This is a genomic window from Sorangium sp. So ce185 (genome assembly GCF_051526825.1).
GTDB classification, from domain to species: Bacteria; Myxococcota_A; Polyangia; order Polyangiales; family Polyangiaceae; genus Sorangium; species Sorangium cellulosum_D.
Genome location: NZ_CP150316.1, coordinates 9,013,358 through 9,034,563 on the forward strand (window position 1 = coordinate 9,013,358; position 21,206 = coordinate 9,034,563).

Sequence of the window (21,206 nt, forward strand, 5' to 3'; positions counted from 1 at the left end):
CCCGACCACTGGCCCCTCGTCGGACGGGCCCCGGTCTGGTAAAGAACGCCCCTATGCGAATCTGCATCCTCGGCGCTACGGGCCTCGTCGGTCGCGAAACCATCACCCTCATCGCGCGGGCCTGGCCCGGCGCAACGCTCGCCCTGTTCGCGAGCCGGGACCAGGAGCTCACCCTCGACGGCAAGTCGTACGAGGTGCTCGGCGCGTCGCGGCTCGAGGCGCAGGACGCCCCCCGCGGGGACCTCGCGTTCGTCGCCCTGGATGACGAGCACAGCAAGCGGTACGTCCCGCGGCTCCTGGAGCTCGGCTACCGCGTCATCGACAAGAGCAACACGTACCGCACCGACCCGAAGGTGCCGCTCGTCGCCGCCGGGGTGAACTCGAGCATCATCGACGACTCGGTCCGGCTCGTGGCCAATCCGAACTGCACGACCATCCCGCTGACGCTCGCGCTCTCGCCCCTGCGCCGGGAGTTCGGGCTCAGCGCGGTCACGGTGAGCACCTACCAGGCGGTCAGCGGCGCCGGCATCGCCGCCCTCGACACGTTCCTCGCGGACGCGCGCGACGGCTACCAGGCCGCCGACCGGCTGGGCCTCCCGTTCAAGCAGTCGGGGTACGCCGGCAACGTCGTCCCGCACAACGGCGGCACCGACGAGAGCGGCTTCTCCTCGGAGGAGCGGAAGCTCATCTTCGAGAGCCGCAAGATCCTGGCGATGCCGGAGCTCGGCGTGTCCGCGCAGTGCTGCCGGGTCGCGGTCGCCGTGGGCCATTACGAGAACGCGTGGGTGACGTTCGAGCGCCCGGTGGACCTCGAGCGCGCGGCGAGCATCCTGAGCGATCCGGCGCAGTCGCCCTACGTGAAGTACCTCCCCGGCGCCGCGGGCGAGGGCCTGAGCGCGCTCCACTGCGTGCAGGACCGCGACCGCGCCCTGGTCGGGCGGATCCGCCCGGACGCCCGGGACCGCGACCGGAAGACCGTGTGCCTCACGGTGGTCGGCGACAACCTCCGGCTCGGCGCGGCCACGAACGCGGTCCGCATCGCGACGCGCTGGTTCAAGAGCGCCGACCAGGACCTCCAGGCCCCGTGACCGGCGCGCCCGGACGGGCGTGAACCGCCGCGACGGCCGCGATGGCGCGGCCTCACCCGATCTCGCGGGCCGACGGCCCGCCACCCGACACCGCTCCTCACTCCCTGCATTTCTGTCGGCCAAAACCCCCTGGAGGACTCAAGAAGATGACGACCGGGCAGCCGCTCATGATCCTCGTCGCCGGGCCCTATCGCTCCGGCACCAACGACGACCCCGCCCTGATCGCCGCCAACGTTCGCGCGATGAACGACATGGCCGTGCGCCTGTTCCGCGCCGGCCACCTCCCCGTCCTGGGCGAGTGGTTCGCGCTGCCGCTCATCGAGCACGCCGGCTCGCGCCAGATCGGCGACGAGATCTTCAACGAGATCTTCCACCCCGTCGCCCGCAGGCTCGTCGCCCGCTGCGACGCTTGCCTGCGGATCGGCGGCCCCTCGAAGGGCGCCGACGAGATGGTCGAGCTGTCCCGATCCATGGGCAAGCAGGTCTTCTTCAGCCTCGACGAGGTGCCGAGCTGCGGCTAGCTCCGACCGCCAGAGATCTGGTCGAGCATGAGCTGCCTGTCGTAGAGCGTGTCCTCGCCCTGCGCCCAGGCGATGCCCGAAGCATCAGACCTCGTCGCCCTGGCAGTTACCACACGGGGGCGGCGTTGACGATCGGGGCCAGGCAAGCGTCGACCGCGGCGACGATCCCGTCCAGCGTATCCGCCTCTGGTCCGAGGCGCCGGAACAGCCCCAGATCCATCTCCGCCGCGAGATAATCCTTGGGCCGCGCGAGGATTCGTTCGTAGATCTGCCGCGCGGCGTGGCCCGTGGCCGCGATCGGGAGCACGAGCTTCCGCTGGGCTACCGCCATCTCGAACTCCTGGAGCACCCCCGATGACATGGCGCCATCCTTCAGGCCGCCAATCACGACGACCACGCCCGACTGCGCGATCAGCTCCTCCCGATAACGTCGCCTGAACTCCCCGAGCTCGACGCCGTCCGGGGCCGCCTTCGGCACCGGCCGCAGGAGCAGACGACGGCCCAGCGTGGACATGGGGACGTCGCTCCGGCCCTTGATCTCGTCCAGCATACCCACGATCGCACCGCTCCCGACGCTCCTGCCGAAGCCCGAGACGAGGTTCATGCCGCGGCGAGCGATCACCCTCCCGACGCCGCGGGCCACGGCCTCGATGAAGCCACGCTCCGCCGCGTCGCCGTCGTCCGGATAGGTGCCGGACACGAGCACGTTGCGCTGCGCGGACGCGCGGCCGATCCGCTCGAGGAGCCTGGTGATGTCGGTGTAGTCGTGGACGACCACCGTGCGGACGCCATACCGCTCGAGGTCGGTGGTGAAATGGTCGAAGCGCCTGGCGTCGTAGTCGTCGGCCGGGCGCTTCAGGATGGTGAAATGCTGTCGCTGCACGCTCTCGAACGAGGCGCGCAAGGTGCCCATGAGGTACGCGAGGTTGGGATCCGTGAAGCTCAATCCGAGGAAGAGGAACGTGCGGGTGATCAGGTCGCTCCCCAGGACCTGCAGGAACCCGGGACGATTCATGCGGTAGCGCTCATAATCGTCCGTGGTCAAGACGATCTCGTCCGGCTGCGACGCCGTCCCGTGCATCTTGTAGAGCACCGCGTGGGCCTCCGGGTCGCTCGTCGTGAGGTCGGCGTTGCGCGACTTCACGTCGAGGCGCCTGCCCTGGAGCTCCCATGCGCGCTCGAGCAGATCGTCGTAGTTCGTGGTCCAGAGGTGCTCGAGCGGGAGGCGCGCCAGCAGCCGGTGGTTCTCGGTGGGCGTCGCGGGCCGCCGGAACGTGCTGCGCACGAGCTGCGCCAGCCGGCCCCGGTTGTTGGCAAAGCGGTTCAAGTAGAACTGCGCGACCGCTGGCAAATCGTGCTCCCGGTCGACATCGAGGCCGAGCTCGCCGGCGAGCCCGCGGAGGAGCTTCCGCCAGTCGGGAAAATCGGCGGCAATGGACAGGCCCGCGCCGATGAAGGCCGCAGCCGTCCCCTGCTCCAGCGCTTCCACGTAGGTCTTGAGGAAATCGGCTTCTGCGCTCATGCCCGTCGACCGCCATCGCAGCACGCTGGGACAGGAGCGGTCAAGCGTCGCCCGTCGGGTTGGACAGGGGGGCGGGCAGGTCCGAGACCCATCGTGAAGAGTCCTCTCTGCATCCTGCGGCAAGGGGCCTTATGCGCGATCGCCGCTCGTCGAGGAAGGGCTCCTCTCGGGTGGGCTTCTTCCGTGGGCTGCCCGCCGATAGGGGCCCTCACGCCGCGTGCGCGGGGCGGGACTGCGCCCCTCCCCGCGCCGGCGCGGCCGCTTCATGGCGCCACCGCCGGCCAGCCGGCGCCGACGGGCAGCGCCTGCACGTCGGGGAACAGCATGTACACGCGCTTCCCGTCCCTCGTCTGCCCGTGCGGCGGCGACGGCGCGGCCGCGGTGGCGCTCGCGCGCACGGCGCGGCCGAGCGCGGCCGCGCCGTCGAGCGCCTGGCTGAGCGCGGCCAGCGCCTGCGCGAGCTCGGGGAGCGACGCCTCGCCCGACGTGCCCCGCGCGACGAGCGCGTCGAGCTCGCGGCTCCGCACCCCGAAGTCCGACGGCAGCGGGTGCGCGGGGTGCGCCGTGAGCGCGGCGGCGAGGAACTGGCGCTTCGCCACGGCGCCCGCCTCGCCGAAGCCCACGGCGAGCTCGAAGAGCGCCGACGCGACGCCGAAGCCGGGCTCGAGGCCCTCGCGGCCCTGGAGCAGGAAGCCCCCGATCCCCAGGTCGTCGAGGTACTCGAGCCCCGTGTAGCTCGGCATCGCCGAGCGCTCCGTGTCCGGCAGGGGCGGCGCGACGCGCACCTCGCCGCTCTCGAACACGACGACGCGGGCGTACGTGAAGCCGGCGTGCGGCACCGCGAGCCGCACGCGCGCGAGCTGCGCGGCGACCTCGGCCGCCGCGCCGATCTCGAAGCGCGCCCCCGGGAGGTAGCGCGCGATGCCCGCCAGCGTCATGCCCGCCGCGTCGGGCCAGGGGCAGACCGCGACGTGCCGCGGCGCGGCCTCCGCCTCGCCCGGCGCGCACACGCGCTCCAGGCCGAACGAGGTGGGCGCGACGAGCGGCGGCCGCTGGCCCTCCACCCGGCGCAGATCGCCGAACAGCCAGGCGCGGTTCTCGCCGTGGTGCTCGGGCGCGAGCATCCGCGCGCCCACGAGCAGCGCGACCGTGCCCCCCGCGCGGGCGAGCCAGGCCTCCGGCACCGAGAGGTGCTCGTACAGGTGAGCCTCGACGATGAGCTGCCACTCGCGAGGCGGCTCGGGCGGCAGGGTGGCAGCGGTTCGGTACATGGCGGGTGCGGGGCCTCGAAGAGCGGCGTGCTCGGCACCGGATCCACGCGCGAGACGGGCGAGCGCGCGAGACAGCGTATCCAAGCCGGGACGTCCGCGAAACACGGCCGTGCGCCGGCGCGGCCGATCGGCGCGCGCTCCGCCAGAGGTATCGTCATTATCCATCTCCGGCGTGCCCGGCCGCCGCGTGGCATCGCCGCTGCATCGCGGCCCGGCACGGACATCGAGCCGGCCCGCCGCCCCGGCGGGCGAGCGGCTCGCGTGAGGGCAAAGATGCGGAAGAAAGACGTCGCCGCGGCGACCCTGCTCGGTACGGCCGCCGCCGCCGCCCTGGGCTTCGGCGTGCTCGCCGACCGCGTGGCCGATCGCAAGACGTGGGATCTCGACGAGCGCGCGCGCAAGAAGGCGAAGAGGCGCGCCAAGCGCGCGCGCAAGAGGGCGGCGGAGCTCTCGGGCCCGCTCGGCAAGTGGTACGTCCACGTCCCGCTCTCGCTGTTCGCCGCCGGCGCGCTGCAGCGGCAGGGCAAGACGGGCGGCGCCCTGACGATCGCGGGCGCCTCGCTCGGGGCCGCGGCGCTGAGCCGCCTCCTCGACCGCGCGGTGAAGCACCGCGCCCCTCCCCCGGGGCGACAGGAGCCCTGGGAGCAGAGCTTCCCGAGCGGCCATGCGCTCGAGACGACCGCCGTGGCGATCGCGGGCGGCTACGTGCTCGTGCGCGAGGACGTCGCCGGCCCGTGGATCGCGGCGCCGCTCGCGCTCGCCTCGGCGGCGTCGGGCCTCGGCCGGCTGGTGCTCGACCGGCACTGGTCGACCGACTCGCTCGGCGGGTACCTCGCCGGCGTCGCCCTCGGCACGGCGTGCGCGGGCGTCTACGAGGCCACGCGCCGCGGGTGAGGCGGCCAGGGCGGCCCCGCCGCGGGTGAGGCGACCAGGACGGCCGCCGCGCGGCGTGTGGTCAGCGTGTCACGCCATGGGGCGGAATGCCCGTGGCACTTCGGCAAGGAGCGATTCGATGGGTGGTTCTCGAGACAGGGTTTCCCGCCGCGGCCTCCTGCGCACCGCCGGCGGCGTCGCGGTCGCGGGCGTCGTGGCCAAGCTGGGCGCCGCGTGCGCCAGGGCCGAGAGCGGCGTGGGCGCGTCTCCGGACCGGCCCGCGGCCGTCAAGCTGCCTCGCCTCATGGCGCCCACCGAGCGCGAATCCGAGCAGATGCCGGCCCCGCTGGCCCCGGACAAGCGCGTCGGGTACGCCATCGTGGGTCTCGGGCGGCTCTCGCTGGAGGAGCTCCTCCCGGCGTTCGGCGAGTGCAAATATTCCCGGCCCACGGCGCTCGTCAGCGGAGACGCGCAGAAGGCCGCGCAGGTGGCCGGGCAGTACGGGATCGACCCGAAGAGCGTTTACAGCTACGAGACGTTCGACCGCATCAAGGACGACAAGGCCGTCGATGTCGTCTACATCGTGCTGCCCAACAGCATGCACCGCGAGTACACGATACGCGCGGCGCAGGCGGGCAAACACGTGCTCTGCGAGAAGCCGATGGCCAACACCTCGGCCGAGTGCGTGGAGATGATCGACGCGTGCAAGAAGGCGAACCGCAAGCTGATGGTCGCCTATCGCCTCCAGTACGAGCCCCATCACCGCGAGGTGATCCGCCTCTGCCGGTCGAAGGCGCTCGGCCCGATCAAGACGATCACGGCGGTGAACGCCCAGCACCAGGGCGATCCCAACCAGTGGCGCCTGAAGCGGGCCCTGGCCGGGGGCGGTGCGCTCCCGGATATCGGGATCTACTGCCTGAACGCGACGCGCTACCTCACGGGAGAGGAGCCGATCGAGGTGATCGGGTCCGCCTACAGCACGCCCGACGATCCGCGCTTCCGCGAGGTCGACGAGACCGTCGACTTCCTCCTGCGGTTCCCGAGCGGGGCGCGCGCGGTCTGCTCGACGAGCTACAGCTGCCACCAGTCGAAGCGCTTCCGCGTCATGGGGCCCGAGGGCTGGGCGGAGATGGACCCGGCGTTCCCGTATCAGGGCCTCCGCATCCGCGTGTCGCGCAAGATGCCCGACAGCCCGATCGAGGACGCGAGCGAGTGGAAGCTCCCCGAGAAGAACCATTTCGCCCTGGAGATGGACCACTTCTCCCGGTGCGTGCTCGACGACAAGCAGCCGCACACGCCGGGCGAAGAGGGGCTGCAGGACATGCGCCTCATCGAGGCCATCTACGCCTCGGCGCGCGAGGGGCGCCCGGTGAAGCTCGAGCCGGTCGCCGGGCTCGACGCCTTCCGTGGGCCGCCTCCGGAAGAGGGATAAGGCACGTTGGCCGCGAGCCGCCGCGCGGCCGCCCCGCTCACGCGAGCCGCTTTACCCAGGCGAGGGCGAAGTCGCGGAACACGGCCACGTTCCGCGCCACGTGCCGCGCGCTCGGATAGACGAGGTACGCGGTCCCCGCGCGCTGCGACCACTCGGGCAGCACGTGGACGAGGCGCCCGCTCGCCAGGTCGGGCGCGGCGAGGACGCGCGGGAGCGGCCCGATGCCGCCGCCCGCGCGGAGCACCGAGCGGATGAGCTGGAAGTTGTCGGTGGCGATGCGCCCGGTCGACAGCGCGTCGCGCACCGAGCGCGCGTCGCCGACCGGCCACTGGCCGCGCCGGGAGCTCGGGAGGAACACCACCCGCTCGTGGTCCACCAGGTCGTCGATCGCGCGCGGCAGGCCGCGGCGCGCGAGGTACGAGGGCGCCGCGAAGAGCTGCACGTCGGAGTCGAACAGCTTGCGCGCGACCAGCGAGGAGTCCGGGAGCTCGCGCGTCGCGCGGATCGCGAGATCGAAGCCCTCGCGGAGCAGGTCGACCTGGCGAGAGGAGAGGTCGACCTCCACGGAGAGCAGCGGATAGCGCGCGCAGAAATCGACGAGCAGGTCGCCCACGAAGGACTCGCCGCCGTCGGGAGGCGCGCTGAGCCGGATCAGCCCCTGCGGCTGGCCCTGGTAGGCGTCGAGCGCCAGCGCCGCGTCGCGGAGGCCGGCGATGTGCGGCGCCACGTCGCCGAAGAAGCGGCGGCCCGCGTCGGTCAGCGCGACCGCGCGCGGCGACCTGTGGAGGAGCCGCACCTTGAGGCCCTCCTCCAGCCGCGTCACCGCGCGGCTCACCGTCGACTTCGGGACCCCGAGCTGCGCGGCGGCGGCCGTGAACGAGCCGAGCTCCGCCACCTTGGCGAACGCGGCGATCTCGTCGAGCTGGGGCGCCCTGTGCGATTGCGCGCGGGCGGCCGCGCGGGGGCTGGACATCGAGGGACCTCACGGGGGTTTCGGCGTCGTCGCTCGCTCGCGCCAGGTTGCGCAGGCGCAACGCTGCGTTGAGCCGTTGCACGATAGCACCGGTCTCGGCGAGCGCCCATAGAAAGGGGGCGGGCGCTCCGAGCGGGAGGGCCCGCCTCACCTCAGCGAGGCTCTGTCATGAACACCGTCAAGCGTTTCGCCCCCTCCGCCGCCCGCATCCTCCTTGGGCTCGTGTTCTTCGTCTTCGGGCTCAACGGCTTCTTGCAGTTCTTGCCGCAACCGCCGGCGCCGGAGGCCGCCGGCCGCTTCGCGGCCGCGCTGGCCGCGACCGGCTACATGTTCCCGTTGATCAAGGGGACCGAGGTCGTCGCGGGCGCCCTCTTGCTCTCGAACCGTTACGTCCCGCTGGCGCTGGCGCTGCTCGCGCCCATCGTGGTGAACATCGTCGCCTTCCACACCTTCCTGACGCCGCCGAACCCCGTCGCCTGGCTCGTCCTCGCCCTCGAGGTCTACCTCGCCTTCGCGTACCGCGCGGCGTTCCGCCCGATGCTCGCCGCGCGCGTCGACGCCGGCGCCCCGGCGAGCGCCGGCGTCGAGCGCGGCAAGCTCCGGCCCGTCGAGAGCGCCGCCTGAGCCGCAGGCCTGCGCGGCGCGTCCGACGCCTGCGCGGCGACGTCCGACGAGGGCGCGCGTCGCGCGGGCGCGCTACTCGCAGGGCAAGATGCGCAGCACCCGGATCCTGGTGCTCGCGCTGCCGGGCGCCGCGACAGCCACGCTCCCGTCGGGAAAGGCGACGAAATCCTGGTATCGATTGCCGAGCAGGTCGACCTCGATCGGCTCGCCTTCGGCCTCGCCGGTGGCGCGATCGCGCGTCTGCACGTACAGCGTGCGCTCCGGGTCGTTGCGCGCGATGTCGCCGGCGCGCGAGGTGGTCTCCCAGGCCGCGAGCATGCGGGAGCCGCCGTAGGCGGCCAGGTGCGGCGCCCGGTGGTTCAGGCCCGGCTCGCTGGCGATGACGAGGTCCTTGTCCGCGGCGCCGCCCGTGAAGTGGAGCAGCCGCACGTCCGCGAGCCCGTTCGAGCCCGCCGGCTGGCCCGGGCGGATGTTGCTCGCCGTGAGCCAGTAGCCGCCGCCGGACGCCGCGACGAGGTTCCCCAGGTTCGAGTAGGCGAGATCGACCGGATAGATGGTCTTGTAATCGGGCGCGAACGCGATGCGGTTGCCGTTGTCGGTCTTGCACACCGTCACGAACTTCCGGGCGCTCTCGTCCCAGAGGATGCGCTCGTAGCCGCTGTGGCTGCAGCCCCAGTCGAAGCCGCCTCTCTGGAGCGCCCCGCGCGCGTCGACCACCTGCATGCGATCGCCCTGATGGATGTTGATGCACCCCCCTTGCGAGACGCTGATCGCGGCGCCGAAGTAGCCGGCGTAGTGCGAGCCGTCGAAGGCGATGCGGCCGTGGTGCGCGTACCACCAGATCATGTACACGTTCGGGCCGGTGGGGCCGGTCGAGTACGGCGGCAGGGCGGCGCTCGAGCTGGTGAGCTTGGTCGCCCAGGTCTCGAGCGCGCCGTCGAAGCGGACCATGTACATGTCGTGACAGGGGATCGGCGGGGACGGCGGCGTGCCGCACAGGTTCTCCGGCGCGCCGCAGTTCAACGTCCCACCGCCCTCGGCGTCGCGGGTGAGCAGCAGCACGCCGCCCTCGGCGTCGGCGTACAGGTCGGAGAAATCGTTCGCCGGCAAGCCGAACGAGGGGCCCACGGCCTGGTCGTCCGCGTCGAGCTCCACGACGTGGACCCGATCGTCGTCGCTCATCCACGCGAGGCGCGAGCCGCCCGATTCGGACGGTATCGGCGAGATGACGAGCGGCTTCAGCGCGGCCTCGTCCTCGTTGTTGATCACGCGGACTCCGACGTCGACCTCGGTGATGCGGATTCGGTCCCGCGTGACGGCGCACGCGCCCGGGCCCGGATCGCCGCCCGCGCCGCCGCCGCTCGCGCTCGACGCTCCGCCGCCGCCGCTCGCGCTCGACGCTCCACCGCCGCCGCCGCTCGCGCTCGACGCTCCGCCGCCGCCGCCGCTCGCGCTCGACGCTCCGGCCCCGCCGCCGCTCGCGCTCGACGCTCCGGCTCCACCGCCGCTCGCGCTCGACGCTCCGGCCCCACCGCCGCTAGCGCTCGACGCTCCACCGCCGCTCGCGCTCGACGCTCCGGCGCCTCCGCCGCTCGCGCTCGACGCTCCGGTCCCGCCGCTCGCCGCCGATCCCGACTCTCCCGTGCAGCCCGCGGTCAAGGTGGCGAACATCAGCGACCAGGCGACTCCCACGCATCTCGTCGACATGGCATCAAGCTACTTCTCGGATGCTTTGCGCCGCAAGCATTCCATAGGGAGCATGTCGGCCGATGTGGGCGGGCCCTCCGCTGCGCTCGGCGCATCGCCCTCGGGCCTCCGGGCGCCTGTCCGGAGACGTCGCCGACCTGGATACCGCCGCAACACCTGGGACCAGAACAGGCATCCACGACAGACATCCACGCACACCCCACAGCGAGATTCGTCCGCCACAAAGTGTCGTCGTGGTATCATCCCGGACACAACCACTGCCGGTCACGCCGCGCCGTGGGCCGTCCGTGCTTCGAACGGCGCCAGAATACGTCCACGTCCGTCGAGGGGAGCGATGCTGACGATCTCGGGTTATCAGGCGATCGCCAAGATCTACGAGAGCGAAAACTCGGTCGTTTACCGGGGCCGGCGCGCCGGCGACGGGCGCCCGGTCGTCCTCAAGCTGCTGCGCTCAGACTATCCCAGCCCGACGGAGCTCACGCGCTACAAGCATGAATACGCCGTGCTCCGCAACCTGGAAGCGCCGGGCGTCGTCCGGGCGCTCGACCTCTGCCGGCACGAGAAGGGGCTCCTCCTCGTCCTCGAGGATTTCGGCGGCCACGCGCTGGCGCACCACCTGCAAAGAGGCAGGTTCGACACCGCGGCATTCCTCCTGCTCGCCATCGCGATCACGCGCGCCCTCCGCGATGTCCACGGGAGCAGAATTATACACAAGGATATCAATCCGTCCAATATCGTTTTCAACCGCGAGACCGGAACCGTCAAGATCATCGACTTCGGCATCTCGACGCGGCTCTCGCGGGAAGAGCTGTCGATCACGAGCCCCGCGGTGATCGAAGGGACGCTCGCCTACATCTCCCCAGAGCAGACCGGTCGCATGAACCGGTCGCTCGACCATCGCACCGATCTCTACGCGCTCGGCGCCACCTTCTACGAGCTCCTCACGGGCGCGCCGCCCTTCGACGCGAAGGACGCCATGGAGCTCGTGCACTGCCACATCGCGCGCGACCCCGCCCCGCCGCGCGCGCGGTGCCCGAGCGTGCCAGAGGCCCTGTCGGACATCGTGATGAAGCTCATGGCCAAGACGGCCGAGGACCGTTACCAGAGCACCGCGGGCCTCCTCCACGACCTGGAAGCGTGCCAGAGCCGCCTCGACACCGCGGGCGAGATCGCCCCGTTCCCGCTGGGCCGCGCCGACGCCTCCGGCGACCTCCGCATCCCGCAGCAGCTCTACGGGCGGACCAGCGAGGTGAAGGCGCTGCTCGAGGCGTTCGGCCGCGTCGCGCGGGGCGGCACCGAGCTGATGCTCATCGCCGGGTACTCGGGGGTCGGCAAGTCCGCGCTGGCGCACGAGCTGTACAAGCCGATCACCGAGGTGCGCGGGTACTTCGTCGCCGGCAAGTACGACCAGCTCAAGCGGAGCACCCCGTACACCGCGATCACCAGCGCGTTCCGGGACCTCGTGCGGCAGATCGTCGCCGAGCCCGAGGCGCAGTTCGCGGAGTGGCGCTCGAAGATCAAGGCGGCGCTCGGGGTGAACGGGCAGGTCCTCGTCGACGTGATCCCGGAGATCGAGCTCGTCGTGGGCGAGCAGCCGCCCGTCCAGGCGCTCGGGCCCGCCGAGTCCCAGAACCGCTTCGTCCGCGTCCTCCAGAACTTCGTCCGCGTGTTCTGCGACGCCGAGCGCCCGCTCGCCGTCTTCCTCGACGACCTCCAGTGGGCCGACGCGGCGTCGCTCCGGGTCATCGAGCTCCTGTTGACGGACGCCGGGCTGCGCGGACTGCTCGTGATCGGCGCCTACCGGGACAACGAGGTCGGCGCCGCTCACCCGCTCTCGACCGCGCTCGCGTCCCTGCGGCGCGAAGGGGCGATCGTGAACGAGATCGCCCCGGGGCCGCTCAGCACCGAGATGGTCTGCCGGATGCTCGCGGACGCGCTGCGCGCCGACGCCGCGGCGGTCATGCCGCTCGCCGCGCTGGTCGCCCGGAAGACGGGCGGCAACCCGTTCTTCGTCAACGAGTTCCTCCGCACGCTGCACCAGACCGGGTGCCTGCGGTACGACGCCGGCGGCGCGGCGTGGACGTGGGACGTCGAGCACATCGAGTCGAGGAACATCACCGACAACGTCGTCGAGCTGATGATCGACAAGCTCCGCGGGCTCCCCGCGGACACGCAGCGCGCGCTCATGTCCGCGTCGTGCCTCGGCAACCGCTTCGACCTGGGCAGGCTCGCCGTCATCCTCGAGGCGACGCGCGGCGACGCCCACCAGCGCCTCCTGCCCGCGCTGCACGAGGGCCTCATCGTCCCGCTGTCCCCGATGGAGCCCGCGATCCCCGACGACCTCGCCGCGCCGCTCGTCTTCCCGGACTACAGGTTCCTCCACGATCGCGTCCAGCAGGCGGCCTACGCCATGGTCGACGAGGGCGAGCGCGGCGGCCTGCACGCCGACATCGGCCGGCTCCTCCTGCGGAGCCTCGGCGGGCGCGCCCCGGAGGAGGAGGTCTTCGACATCGTCCACCACCTGAACCGCGGCGCCGACCGCCTGAGCGACGCCGCCGAGCGCCGGCGCCTCGCGGAGCTGAACCTCCTCGCGGGCCGGCGCGCGCTGCTGTCCGCCGCCTTCGACGCCGCGCGCGGGTACTTCGCCGAGGGCCTCGCGCTGCTGCCCGCGGGCGCCTGGCGGAGCGACCACGCGCTGACGAGCGCGCTCCACGTCGGCGCCGCCGAGGCCGCGTGCATGAACGCCGACTTCGGCGCCATGAAGGGGCTCGTGGACGCGGCGCTCAGCGAGATCCGCGACGTCATCGACAGGAGCAAGCTCTACCAGCTCCTCATCCTCTATCACCACACCCAGGCCGAGTTCCGGAAGGCCGTGGACACCGCCGTGGAGGCGCTCGCGCAGCTCGGCGAGACGTTCCCCGCGAGCCCCGGCATGCAGGACTTCCTCGACGCCTACACGAAGACGACGAAGCAGGTCGCCGAGCTCGGCTTCGAGCGCCTCGGCCGGCTCCCGCCGATGACGGCGGCCCCGAAGCAGGCGGCGCTCGTGATCCTCCGGCGCGCGATCCACGCGTCGTACTTCGCCGCGCCGGAGATGCTCGGGCTCTTCATCTGCCGCGCGCTCGACCTGACGATGGATCACGGCGAGTCGCCGCTCGCGCCCTATGCGTTCGCGGCGTTCAGCGTCCTCGTCAACGCCGGCGTGGGCGACATCGCGACGGGCTCCCGGTTCGGCGAGCTGGCGATCGAGGCGCACCGGCGCCGGGACGAGCCGCTCTACAAGGCGAGCGTCTACAACTTCTATTACGGGCTCTCGCGGCACTTCTACCGTCCCGCGCGCGAGAGCCAGGCGCCGCTCATCGAGGGATACCTGAGCTACGCCGAGAACGGCGACGCGGAGAGCGCCGCGTACTGCCTCATCAACGCCTTCGTCTGCGGCGCCGTCTCCGGGCAGAACCTCCTCGAGCTCGAGTCGACGTTCGAGCGGTACATCGAGGAGGTCTTCAAGTTCAAGCAAGAGCAGGTCATCAACCAGCTCAGCGTGTGGCGCCAGGCGATCCGGAATCTCACCGGCAGGTCCGAGCACGCGGCCAAGATCAAGGGGGAGTTCTTCGACGCCGAGCAGGTGCTCCCCGGCCTGTACGCGACGAAGAACTTCAACACCGTCAATTACATCCACACGGCGCAGGCGATGCTCTATTTCGTCTTCGGCGACTACGAGCTCGCGTACAAGCACGCCGCCGAGACCGAGCCGACCCTCGGCGCGAGCACGGGCAAGGTGTTCACGCCGCTGCACAACTTCTATTACTCCCTCGCCATGATCGCGCTCTATCCGGCGGCCTCGCCGGAGGACAAGGAGCGCTACCGCGCCAAGGTGTCGGAGAACCAGGCGAAGCTCAAGGCCCTGTCCGAGACGTGCGCCAGCAACTTCCTGCACAGGGTCCTGCTCGTGGAGGCCGAGCTCGCGCGGATCGACGGCCGCGTGGCCGAGGCGCTCGACCTGTACGACCGCGCCATCGCGTCGGCGTCGGAGCACGATTACGTGAACGAGGCCGCGGTGGCCTGCGAGCTCGCGGGCCGGTTCTGGCTCGCGCAGGGCAAGGAGAAGCTCGCGCGCGTGTATCTCGCGGACGCTTGTTATCACTACAACCTCTGGGGCGCCGTCCGCAAGACGCAGGATCTCCAGGAGCGGTATCCGCAGCTCGCCCCGCGCGAGCCGCTCTCGCAGCGGTCGACGGAGGTCGCGCCCTCGCGGACGTTCGTCACGACGACCTCGCTCGGCGCCTCCCGCCTCGATCTGCGGACGGTGCTGAAGGCCGCGCAGGCGATCTCCGGGGAGATCGTGCTCGACCGGCTCCTCATCAAGCTCATGGCGGTCGCCATGGAGAACGCCGGCGCCCAGCGCGGCTGCCTCGTGCTCCGGGAGAGCGACGGCCTGCGGGTCGAGGCCGAGGTCGACTGGACCGACGGCCGTGAGGACGCGCGCTTCCCGGGGCTGCCCCTCACCCAGACCGTGTCCGACGATTGCCCGCTCGTCTCGGCCGGGATCGTGCAGTACGTCGCGCGGACCGGCCAGAGCGTCGTCCTCGCCGACGCCTCCGCGGACCGGCAGTTCCAGCGCGACGATTACGTCGCGCAGCGCCGCCCGAGATCGGTGCTCTGCACGCCGATCATCCACCATAACGACCTGTACGGGGCGATCTACCTGGAGAACAATACGGCGACCGGCACGTTCACCCAGGACAGGCTGGAGCTCCTCACGATGCTGTCCTCGCAGATGGCGATATCCATCGAGAACGCGAAGCTCTACACGGGCGTGGAGCAGAAGGTCCGCGAGCGCACGGCGGAGCTCGAGGAGGCCCACGAGACCATCGTCCGGCTGGAGCGGGAGGCGGTCGAGAACCAGATGGCGGGCGGCTTCGCGCACGAGATGCGCAACGCCCTCTCGGGGGCCGCGATGGTGCTCGGGACCGTGACCCAGGGCGGCGAGACGGTGTGCGCGAAGAACGCGGCCCGGCTCGGCGAGCTCTTCGACCTGCTCAAGGACGACATCCCCGACGGGAAGCTCGGCTCGGTCCTGGCCCGGCTGGGCGACATCGAGGAGGCCGAGGAGACGCTGGACAGCGTGCTCTGCATGGTGGGCGACTGCACGGCGCGCGCGCTGAGCGTCACGAACAGCATCCTGGAGTACTCGAAGCTCGGCGTCGCGCTCGCCGGCAACGAGGTCGTGAGCCTCCGCCGCATCGTCGAGTCGGTCGCGGCGCGGCACCGCGACGAGTTCGCGCGCCAGGGCGTGTCGGTCGAGCTCGAGCTGCGGGGCGGCTCGGCGGTCGTGGGGCACGAGTCGCACTTCGACTCCATCGTGAACAACATCGTCTTGAATGCGCGCGACGCGCTGCTCCTTGTCGACGACGGCCGCGGGCGGCGGGTGCGGATCGAGACGGCCGAGGAGGGGGATTTCCAGGTCCTCACCGTCAGCGACAACGCGGACGGCATCTCCCCCGACAACCTCGCGAAGATCTTCCAGCCGTTCTTCTCGACGAAGCCGACGACCGGCGTGGGCCTGGGGCTCAGCTTCGTCTCTCGCATCGTCGCGATGTATGGCGGGACCATCGACGTCGACAGCGACGCGGGGCGCGGCACGACGTTCGTCGTCCGGCTCCCGCGCGCGGTGCCGCGCGGACAGCCGCAGCCGGCCAGCGCCGCCGCTGGCCGGATCGAGCTCAACCTCGCCGGGAACTGAAAGGGGGCGCCAAGATGACAACGGCGAAATTCACCAGGCGCTTTCGCGGAGCCTCGGACGTCACGCCGGAGGAGCCGCAGAAGGAGCGGCCGATCGTGGTCGTGATCGACGACGACCCGAGGATGCGGTCCGCGCTCGCGTTCACGCTGCGGCACGACTACGACGTGCGCCTGTACGCGAACGCTCAGGAGGGCATCGCCGGCGTGACGGAGATGACCAGCCTGGTCATCCTGGACATCCGCATGCCGGGGATCGACGGGCTCACCGCCTACCTGAAGATCAAGGCGCTGTACCCGAAGGTGCCCATCATCTTCTACACCGCGTTCCAGGACATCCTCGAGAAGCAAGACCTGCTCTCGACCCACAAGGCGTTCGGCTATTTCGACAAGAACGGCGACGTGTCGGGGCTCAAGGCGGCGGTCGAAAAGGCCGTGCAGCACCACAGCGTGGTCTCCAGCATGGCGAGCGCGCAGAGGCTGGTGCGCGGGATCATGCCCCCGGACGACCACTGACCGGGGCGACGCCTCCCGGCGGCCGCTCGGGCCGACGGCAGGTCACACCGCCGAGAGCTCGGCGCTCCATGCACAGCCGTCCGACGGCCCGCTCACGGCGTAGCTCAGGCGGCCGGCCTTCACGACGATCGGCTCGCTCTCGTCCCACCCGTAGCAGCTCTTCACCGCCGCGACCGCGATCGCGATCGATGGCGCGGCTGGCCCAGGGAACACCTTGGCCCATCCGGTCCGGCTGATCACGAGCAAAGACAGCGACGCGCTCCCGGCGAAGTCAGCCAGCAAGGGAGTCAAGGAGACGAGGCGCCGCTCGCTGAAATGTGGATCGGTCGCCTCGAGGATGAGGTGCTCGGCGGCCCTCCCGTCCGGCGTGGAGCAGACGAGCGTACGAAAGAACTGCATCGCGCGCTGGAGGCCGGGCACCTCGATGGAGGGCCGAGCGCGCTGATGCAGCGGCTGACCGTTCGCGTCGGCCTCCACCTCCCAGGCGGGCCTCGGTGGAAGGAGAGAGCCGAGCTCCAGATGCTGGACACACGCCTTGAAGGTCATACCCGCCTCCCGCAGGATCGGCCGCCCGGCGCTCGCTTGCAACCTGGAGAAGGCGCCGTCTCCCTGCTCGGCGCGCACGATCTCGACGCCGACGAGCGCGCCGCGCCGTGAGGGCGACAGGACCGTCGCGGAGGAGCTGGCGGGTGTGCCATCGCGCGGGTTTCCGCGGGGATCCTCGGGGCGCCGGTGGCACAGTCGCTCAGGCACGAGCGTTGCACTCACGGCTCGGCATGATGGCAATCTACAAAATCATGATTCCCGTTTCTCTCATGGCCCTTCTCTCGGGGTGTGGTGACAGCGACGCGGAGCGCATCGAACAGCAACGTGAGACGTGGAACGACAAGCACGTCGCGAGCTACGTCGTCGAGACGTGCGAGACGGGCTTCTCCGCCGGTTGCCGGCGCGTGGCCGTCGAGGATGGCCAGGTCGTCGCCGCGCGCGAGAAATTCCCCAACGACGACTCGCCTTGGACCGATGTCGACGATCTGACGAGCGTGAACGAGCCCATCGCGTGGATGTTCGATGCGGCCGAGGACAGCCCAGAGGATTGCGAGCTCTCGCAGCTCTCGTTCGATCCGCAATTCGGGTTCATCCGTGAATATTTCGTGTCCTGCGGCGAAGAAGGATCCGGCGAGCGCGTGACGTGCTTCGCTCCCGACACCGTCGACCTCGCCGCGTGCGAGTAGGCGTCGATCGCCCTGAGCTCGCCCCGGTATGGCCGCGGCCTCGCGCCGCGGCGTCCGGGTGGGGCTAAGGAAGGGTGTCCACGAGGGCAGCCGAGGACGCCCGGAAGCCGGCCACCCGCGCGTCCACCTCGGCCTGCGACAGGAGGACGTCCTTCGCGAAGTAAACCCAGTCGACGTCCTCGGCGTACGTCCGCGGGCCGGTCTCTCCGGCGGCGAGCTCGTCGAACCACAGGTTGAAGTCGAGGTGCTGGTTCGTCTCGGGGACGTAGCTGGCGTCGTGCGTGCAGAGCAGCGCGCCGTCGATGTAGTAGTCGATGCCGGACTCGTCGATCTGGAGGAGGAGCCGCTTCCAGCCCGACTGGTCCCCCGCGACCTGGTTCGACTGCGTATCCTCGAGCGTGGCCGTCTCCCACGAGGTCAACCACAACGTGCTGGTGTCGCCCTGACCCCACCCGCCGTTGGGCATGTACTCGAAATCCTGCTCCGAGTAGTTGGGATCGGTCTCGGGGTCGTTGATCCACGGGCTGATCGTGAAGAACGTCTCGACCAGCTTGTCGGCGAGGTGCCGGGTCCCGGTCAGCGGCGTGTTGCTGAATTTCGCCCTGGCGGAGTACGTCCCGAGGCGGAACTTGTCGTCGTTGGACTGGATCTCCGCGTGCGAGGTGCTCGCGCCGGAGCCGCTCGTGGTCGCCTTGAGCCGCAGCAGCCGGTTCGAGGCGAGATCGGGATCCTCGATGAACGACACGTTGGACGAGAGCCATTGTGCGCCGTCGACCCCGGGGGCGCCGTCGGTCGTCCGTACCCACCACCGGCTCGTGAGGTTGTCGTCGGCGATGCCGGTGTAGCTGAAGTCATCGAAGAGCTCGGCCGATACCGTGACGCCGCCGCCGCCGCTGCCGCCCTCGCCGCCGCCGCCGCTGCCGCCCTCACTGCCAGCGCCGCTGCCGCCCTCGCCGCCTGCGCCGCTGCCGCCCTCGCCGCCGCTCCCCCCGAAAGCGCCGCTGCCGCCCTCGCCGCCGCTCCCCCCGAAGGCGCCGCTGCCGCCCTCGCCGCCGGCGCCGCTGCCGCTCGCCCCACCAGGGGCGGCGGTCTCGCTCGAGCAACCGAGCAGCGCGTGCACCGCAAGGAGCGCCGCCCCCGCGGCGGGGACGAAGCGCGCGCCGCGGGGCGCCCGCTCCTTCGAAGCAGCGATCCTCTGGCCTTCGCGATCCATTTGCATCGAGGCTGTTCCTTTCGTGTCGAGCGTCCCATCGCCGGGACCGAGCGCCGCGCCTCAGCGCTTCCGCAGGTGCTTGCGGAGTGGACCGCGGCGGCCGCCACGAGGAGGATACCCTTCGCCGGTGACGAAGCGCTCGGCCTCGAGCGACGCGCTGGCGCCGAGCGCCATGCCGACCGCTGGTCGAGCCCACGCGGACCGGCGGGCTCTACGGCCGCGCGGGCTCCGCGCGGCGCGGCTTGCGCGGCCGCCGCGGGTTCGCAAGAACATCGGACGATGTCGCGCGCGGCGCTGCTCCCCGCCCGGAAGGGCTCCGGCGATGAAGAGCGGCTCGCGCGGCTCCGCGGCCTCGTGCGGGCGGGCGCCGAGAACCGGCCCGGCGTCTACCAGATGGCCGCCGAGGACGGCACCGTCCTCTACGTCGGCAAATCGAAGCGGGTGCGCACGAGGCTGCTCGGTCATTTCCGCTGCGAGCCCGAGGAGAAGGGCGCGCGCATCCTCCGCGAGACGAGCCACGTCGCGTGGGAGTACTGCCCGAGCGAGTTCGCCGCGCTCCTCGCCGAGCTCCGGCTCATCCGGCGGCTGTGGCCGCGCTTCAACGTGGCCATGAAGCGCGACCTCAAGCGCTACGCCTTCATCAAGGTCACGCGCGGGCCGGCGCCGAAGCTCCACGTCGTGCGCGGCCCGGCGCGCGATCCGGGCGCGCTCTACTACGGGCCGTTCACGGGCGCGGGCCGCGTCCGCGAGGCCGTGCGCGCGCTCTCCAACGCGCTCGGGCTGCGCGACTGCGCCGAGGACGTGCCGGTGCTCTTCAACGACCAGCAGACGCTCTTCTCCCTCGAGCGCCGCACGCCGGGCTGCATCCGCTACGAGATCAAGCGCTGCCTCGGCCCCTGCGTCGCGGGCTGCTCGTCGCGGGAGTACGGCGATCGCGTGGCGCTCGCCCGCGCCTTCCTCGAGGGCCGGAGCGACGGCCCGATCGGCCGCTTCCGCGACGAGATGGAGGCCTGCCGCGAGCGCGCCGAGTTCGAGCGCGCCGCGGCGCTGCGCGACCGGATCCAGCGCCTCACGGCCCTGCGCGGCGAGCTGGGGCGGCTCCGCTTCGCCATCGAGTCGCTCTCGTTCCTCTACACCGTCCCCGGCCACGAGGGCGACGATCGGGTCTACCTCGTCCGGCGCGGCAGCGTGCGCGCCGAGGCCGCGGCGCCGCGCTCGGACGACGACCGCCGCGCGCTCGCGCGGCTCACGGCCGACGTCTACGGCCCCCCGGAGCCCGCCGCCGCGCCGGTGCCGCTCAGCGAGATCGACGAGGTGCTGCTGCTGTCGTCGTGGTTCCAGCGCTACCCGGACGAGCTCGCGCGGACGCAGCCGGTCCCGGGGCTCACGGGGTAGCCTCGGCCGCGCGCCGGCGGTGGTTGCGCGGAGCAACCTTTCGGCGCCGGAGAGGGTTGCGACACGCAACGATGTGTCCTGAACTGCGCGCTCTTGCGCGTGACCGAGGAGCAGCCCCATGCGAGCGATGCGAGCGAAGGTCTCTAGCGTTCTCCTCGGCGCCCTCCTGGCGTCCGTGGCCGCCGCCTGCACGCGCTCGAGCGAGCCCGCGCCGGGCGCGCCCGCGGCCGAGCCCGCGCCGGGCGCGCCGGCGGCGGTGCCCGCGTCGGGCGCGTCCGCGTCGGTGCAGGTCCGCTCGTTCGGCGCGCTCCGCGCGATCATGCACGAGGGGCAGACGGGGCCTGCCGTGCGCATCGGCGATGTCGTGCCGGGCCCGCACGCGTTCGGCATCGGGGCGCTCAGCGAGCTGCGCGGGGAGGTGACGGTGGTCGACGACGCGATCTGGACGTCGTACGCGCGCGATGACGGGGCGCTCGACGTGCGCGCCACCGGGGCGGAGGAGCAGGCGACGCTCTTCGTGGTGGCGAACGTCGCGCGGTGGCAGGAGGCGACGCTCGACGCCGACGTGCCGGACGGGCAGATCGACGCGCGCATCGAGGCCCTGCTGCGGGAGCGCGGCCTCGACACGGACGTCGCCGTCCCGGTCCAGGTGCGCGGGGTTCTCCGCGATCTCAGCTGGCATGTCATCGACGGGAGAAAGCTCGCGCCCGGCGGCGGCCACGCGGACCACATCCGGGCGTCGGCGCGCGGAACGCTCCCCGCCGCCGAGGGGACGCTGGTCGGCTTCTTCTCGAAGCGCCACCACGGCGTCTTCACGCACATGGGGTCGAACACGCACTTCCATGTCGTGCTGCCGGAGCGATCGCTGATGGGCCACGTGGACGGCGTGACGCTCGCCCGCGGCGCGCGCGTCCTCCTGCCGGCGCCTTGACGCTCGACCTCCCGCGCCGCTGCGCTGTCTGGCACGGCGGTTGAACCACCTCTCCCCATGAGCGCCAGACACCGCTGCTCGCCGCCTCCCGTCACCCGGGCGCACGTCGCGGCCGACCGCACCTCGCCGCCAGGGCGCGGACGCCTGCTGTCCGGACGAGGCAGTCCGC

General features: G+C 71.6%; 16 protein-coding genes. 10 read left to right on the forward strand and 6 right to left on the reverse strand.

Annotation, left to right across the window (positions count from 1 at the left end):
- Positions 1–53 precede the first annotated feature (53 nt).
- A complete protein-coding gene (locus tag WMF26_RS32945) occupies positions 54–1,088 on the forward strand; it encodes an aspartate-semialdehyde dehydrogenase (RefSeq protein WP_061624441.1) in 1,035 nt (344 codons plus the stop codon).
- Positions 1,089–1,234: 146 nt separating this feature from the next.
- Complete coding sequence (locus WMF26_RS32950) at positions 1,235–1,609, forward strand: hypothetical protein (protein WP_061624440.1); 375 nt, start codon at positions 1,235–1,237, stop codon at positions 1,607–1,609.
- Between the two features lie 106 nt (positions 1,610–1,715).
- Here the strand turns inward: WMF26_RS32950 and WMF26_RS32955 are convergent, their stop codons facing one another.
- Together WMF26_RS32955 and WMF26_RS32960 are read right to left on the reverse strand one after the other, a co-directional pair.
- On the reverse strand, positions 1,716–3,131 hold the full coding sequence (locus tag WMF26_RS32955; protein WP_437995957.1) for an SIR2 family protein: 1,416 nt from the start codon (positions 3,129–3,131) through the stop codon (positions 1,716–1,718).
- A 263-nt stretch (positions 3,132–3,394) separates the two neighbouring features.
- Complete coding sequence (locus WMF26_RS32960; RefSeq protein WP_437950126.1) at positions 3,395–4,402, reverse strand: hypothetical protein; 1,008 nt, start codon at positions 4,400–4,402, stop codon at positions 3,395–3,397.
- Between the two features lie 273 nt (positions 4,403–4,675).
- Here WMF26_RS32960 and WMF26_RS32965 point away from each other — a divergent pair, with 273 nt between their 5' ends.
- Both WMF26_RS32965 and WMF26_RS32970 read left to right on the forward strand, forming a co-directional pair.
- Complete coding sequence (locus WMF26_RS32965; protein WP_437995958.1) at positions 4,676–5,296, forward strand: phosphatase PAP2 family protein; 621 nt, start codon at positions 4,676–4,678, stop codon at positions 5,294–5,296.
- A gap of 118 nt (positions 5,297–5,414) precedes the next feature.
- Positions 5,415–6,707, forward strand: a complete 1,293-nt coding sequence (locus WMF26_RS32970; RefSeq protein ID WP_437995959.1) for a Gfo/Idh/MocA family protein — start codon at positions 5,415–5,417, stop codon at positions 6,705–6,707.
- 37 nt (positions 6,708–6,744) lie between these two features.
- Here the strand turns inward: WMF26_RS32970 and WMF26_RS32975 are convergent, their stop codons facing one another.
- A complete protein-coding gene (locus WMF26_RS32975) occupies positions 6,745–7,680 on the reverse strand; it encodes a LysR family transcriptional regulator (protein WP_437332307.1) in 936 nt (311 codons plus the stop codon).
- Between the two features lie 168 nt (positions 7,681–7,848).
- Between WMF26_RS32975 and WMF26_RS32980 the strand changes: the two genes are divergently transcribed.
- A complete protein-coding gene (locus WMF26_RS32980; RefSeq protein ID WP_061624759.1) occupies positions 7,849–8,304 on the forward strand; it encodes a DoxX family protein in 456 nt (151 codons plus the stop codon).
- A 72-nt stretch (positions 8,305–8,376) separates the two neighbouring features.
- Here WMF26_RS32980 and WMF26_RS32985 read toward each other — a convergent pair whose 3' ends face one another.
- Positions 8,377–10,011, reverse strand: coding sequence for a hypothetical protein (locus WMF26_RS32985; protein ID WP_437995960.1), 1,635 nt, complete (start codon positions 10,009–10,011; stop codon positions 8,377–8,379).
- Positions 10,012–10,345: 334 nt separating this feature from the next.
- Between WMF26_RS32985 and WMF26_RS32990 the strand changes: the two genes are divergently transcribed.
- Positions 10,346–15,754 carry a trifunctional serine/threonine-protein kinase/ATP-binding protein/sensor histidine kinase gene (locus tag WMF26_RS32990; RefSeq protein ID WP_437995961.1) on the forward strand — a complete coding sequence of 1,803 codons (5,409 nt, stop codon included), beginning with the start codon at positions 10,346–10,348 and terminating at the stop codon, positions 15,752–15,754.
- A 14-nt stretch (positions 15,755–15,768) separates the two neighbouring features.
- Positions 15,769–16,266 carry a response regulator gene (locus tag WMF26_RS32995; RefSeq protein WP_061629784.1) on the forward strand — a complete coding sequence of 166 codons (498 nt, stop codon included), beginning with the start codon at positions 15,769–15,771 and terminating at the stop codon, positions 16,264–16,266.
- Between the two features lie 42 nt (positions 16,267–16,308).
- Here the strand turns inward: WMF26_RS32995 and WMF26_RS33000 are convergent, their stop codons facing one another.
- Positions 16,309–17,019: a hypothetical protein gene (locus tag WMF26_RS33000; RefSeq protein WP_437995962.1), complete on the reverse strand. Its 711-nt coding sequence runs from the start codon at positions 17,017–17,019 to the stop codon at positions 16,309–16,311.
- Between the two features lie 62 nt (positions 17,020–17,081).
- Between WMF26_RS33000 and WMF26_RS33005 the strand changes: the two genes are divergently transcribed.
- Positions 17,082–17,498, forward strand: coding sequence for a DUF6174 domain-containing protein (locus WMF26_RS33005; RefSeq protein WP_061629786.1), 417 nt, complete (start codon positions 17,082–17,084; stop codon positions 17,496–17,498).
- A gap of 64 nt (positions 17,499–17,562) precedes the next feature.
- Here WMF26_RS33005 and WMF26_RS33010 read toward each other — a convergent pair whose 3' ends face one another.
- The gene (locus tag WMF26_RS33010; RefSeq protein ID WP_437995963.1) at positions 17,563–18,717 is read right to left on the reverse strand and encodes a glycoside hydrolase family 16 protein; all 1,155 of its coding nucleotides are present in this window, start codon (positions 18,715–18,717) and stop codon (positions 17,563–17,565) included.
- Positions 18,718–18,990: 273 nt separating this feature from the next.
- Between WMF26_RS33010 and WMF26_RS33015 the strand changes: the two genes are divergently transcribed.
- Positions 18,991–20,106 carry a GIY-YIG nuclease family protein gene (locus WMF26_RS33015; RefSeq protein WP_437995964.1) on the forward strand — a complete coding sequence of 372 codons (1,116 nt, stop codon included), beginning with the start codon at positions 18,991–18,993 and terminating at the stop codon, positions 20,104–20,106.
- A gap of 118 nt (positions 20,107–20,224) precedes the next feature.
- Positions 20,225–21,037, forward strand: a complete 813-nt coding sequence (locus tag WMF26_RS33020) for an acetolactate decarboxylase (RefSeq protein WP_437995965.1) — start codon at positions 20,225–20,227, stop codon at positions 21,035–21,037.
- The last annotated feature ends 169 nt before the right edge of the window (positions 21,038–21,206 follow it).

Coding starts and splice junctions, on each gene's coding strand:
- WMF26_RS32970 (WP_437995959.1), top strand. CDS start 5,415: ATGGGTGGTTCTCGAGACAGGGTTTCCCGCCGCGGCCTCCTGCGCACC.
- WMF26_RS32945 (WP_061624441.1), top strand. CDS start 54: ATGCGAATCTGCATCCTCGGCGCTACGGGCCTCGTCGGTCGCGAAACC.
- WMF26_RS32975 (WP_437332307.1), bottom strand. CDS start 7,680: ATGTCCAGCCCCCGCGCGGCCGCCCGCGCGCAATCGCACAGGGCGCCC.
- WMF26_RS32990 (WP_437995961.1), top strand. CDS start 10,346: ATGCTGACGATCTCGGGTTATCAGGCGATCGCCAAGATCTACGAGAGC.
- WMF26_RS32955 (WP_437995957.1), bottom strand. CDS start 3,131: ATGAGCGCAGAAGCCGATTTCCTCAAGACCTACGTGGAAGCGCTGGAG.
- WMF26_RS32965 (WP_437995958.1), top strand. CDS start 4,676: ATGCGGAAGAAAGACGTCGCCGCGGCGACCCTGCTCGGTACGGCCGCC.
- WMF26_RS33015 (WP_437995964.1), top strand. CDS start 18,991: ATGTCGCGCGCGGCGCTGCTCCCCGCCCGGAAGGGCTCCGGCGATGAA.
- WMF26_RS33020 (WP_437995965.1), top strand. CDS start 20,225: ATGCGAGCGATGCGAGCGAAGGTCTCTAGCGTTCTCCTCGGCGCCCTC.
- WMF26_RS32985 (WP_437995960.1), bottom strand. CDS start 10,011: ATGTCGACGAGATGCGTGGGAGTCGCCTGGTCGCTGATGTTCGCCACC.
- WMF26_RS32960 (WP_437950126.1), bottom strand. CDS start 4,402: ATGTACCGAACCGCTGCCACCCTGCCGCCCGAGCCGCCTCGCGAGTGG.
- WMF26_RS33005 (WP_061629786.1), top strand. CDS start 17,082: ATGGCCCTTCTCTCGGGGTGTGGTGACAGCGACGCGGAGCGCATCGAA.
- WMF26_RS32995 (WP_061629784.1), top strand. CDS start 15,769: ATGACAACGGCGAAATTCACCAGGCGCTTTCGCGGAGCCTCGGACGTC.
- WMF26_RS32980 (WP_061624759.1), top strand. CDS start 7,849: ATGAACACCGTCAAGCGTTTCGCCCCCTCCGCCGCCCGCATCCTCCTT.
- WMF26_RS32950 (WP_061624440.1), top strand. CDS start 1,235: ATGACGACCGGGCAGCCGCTCATGATCCTCGTCGCCGGGCCCTATCGC.
- WMF26_RS33010 (WP_437995963.1), bottom strand. CDS start 18,717: ATGCAAATGGATCGCGAAGGCCAGAGGATCGCTGCTTCGAAGGAGCGG.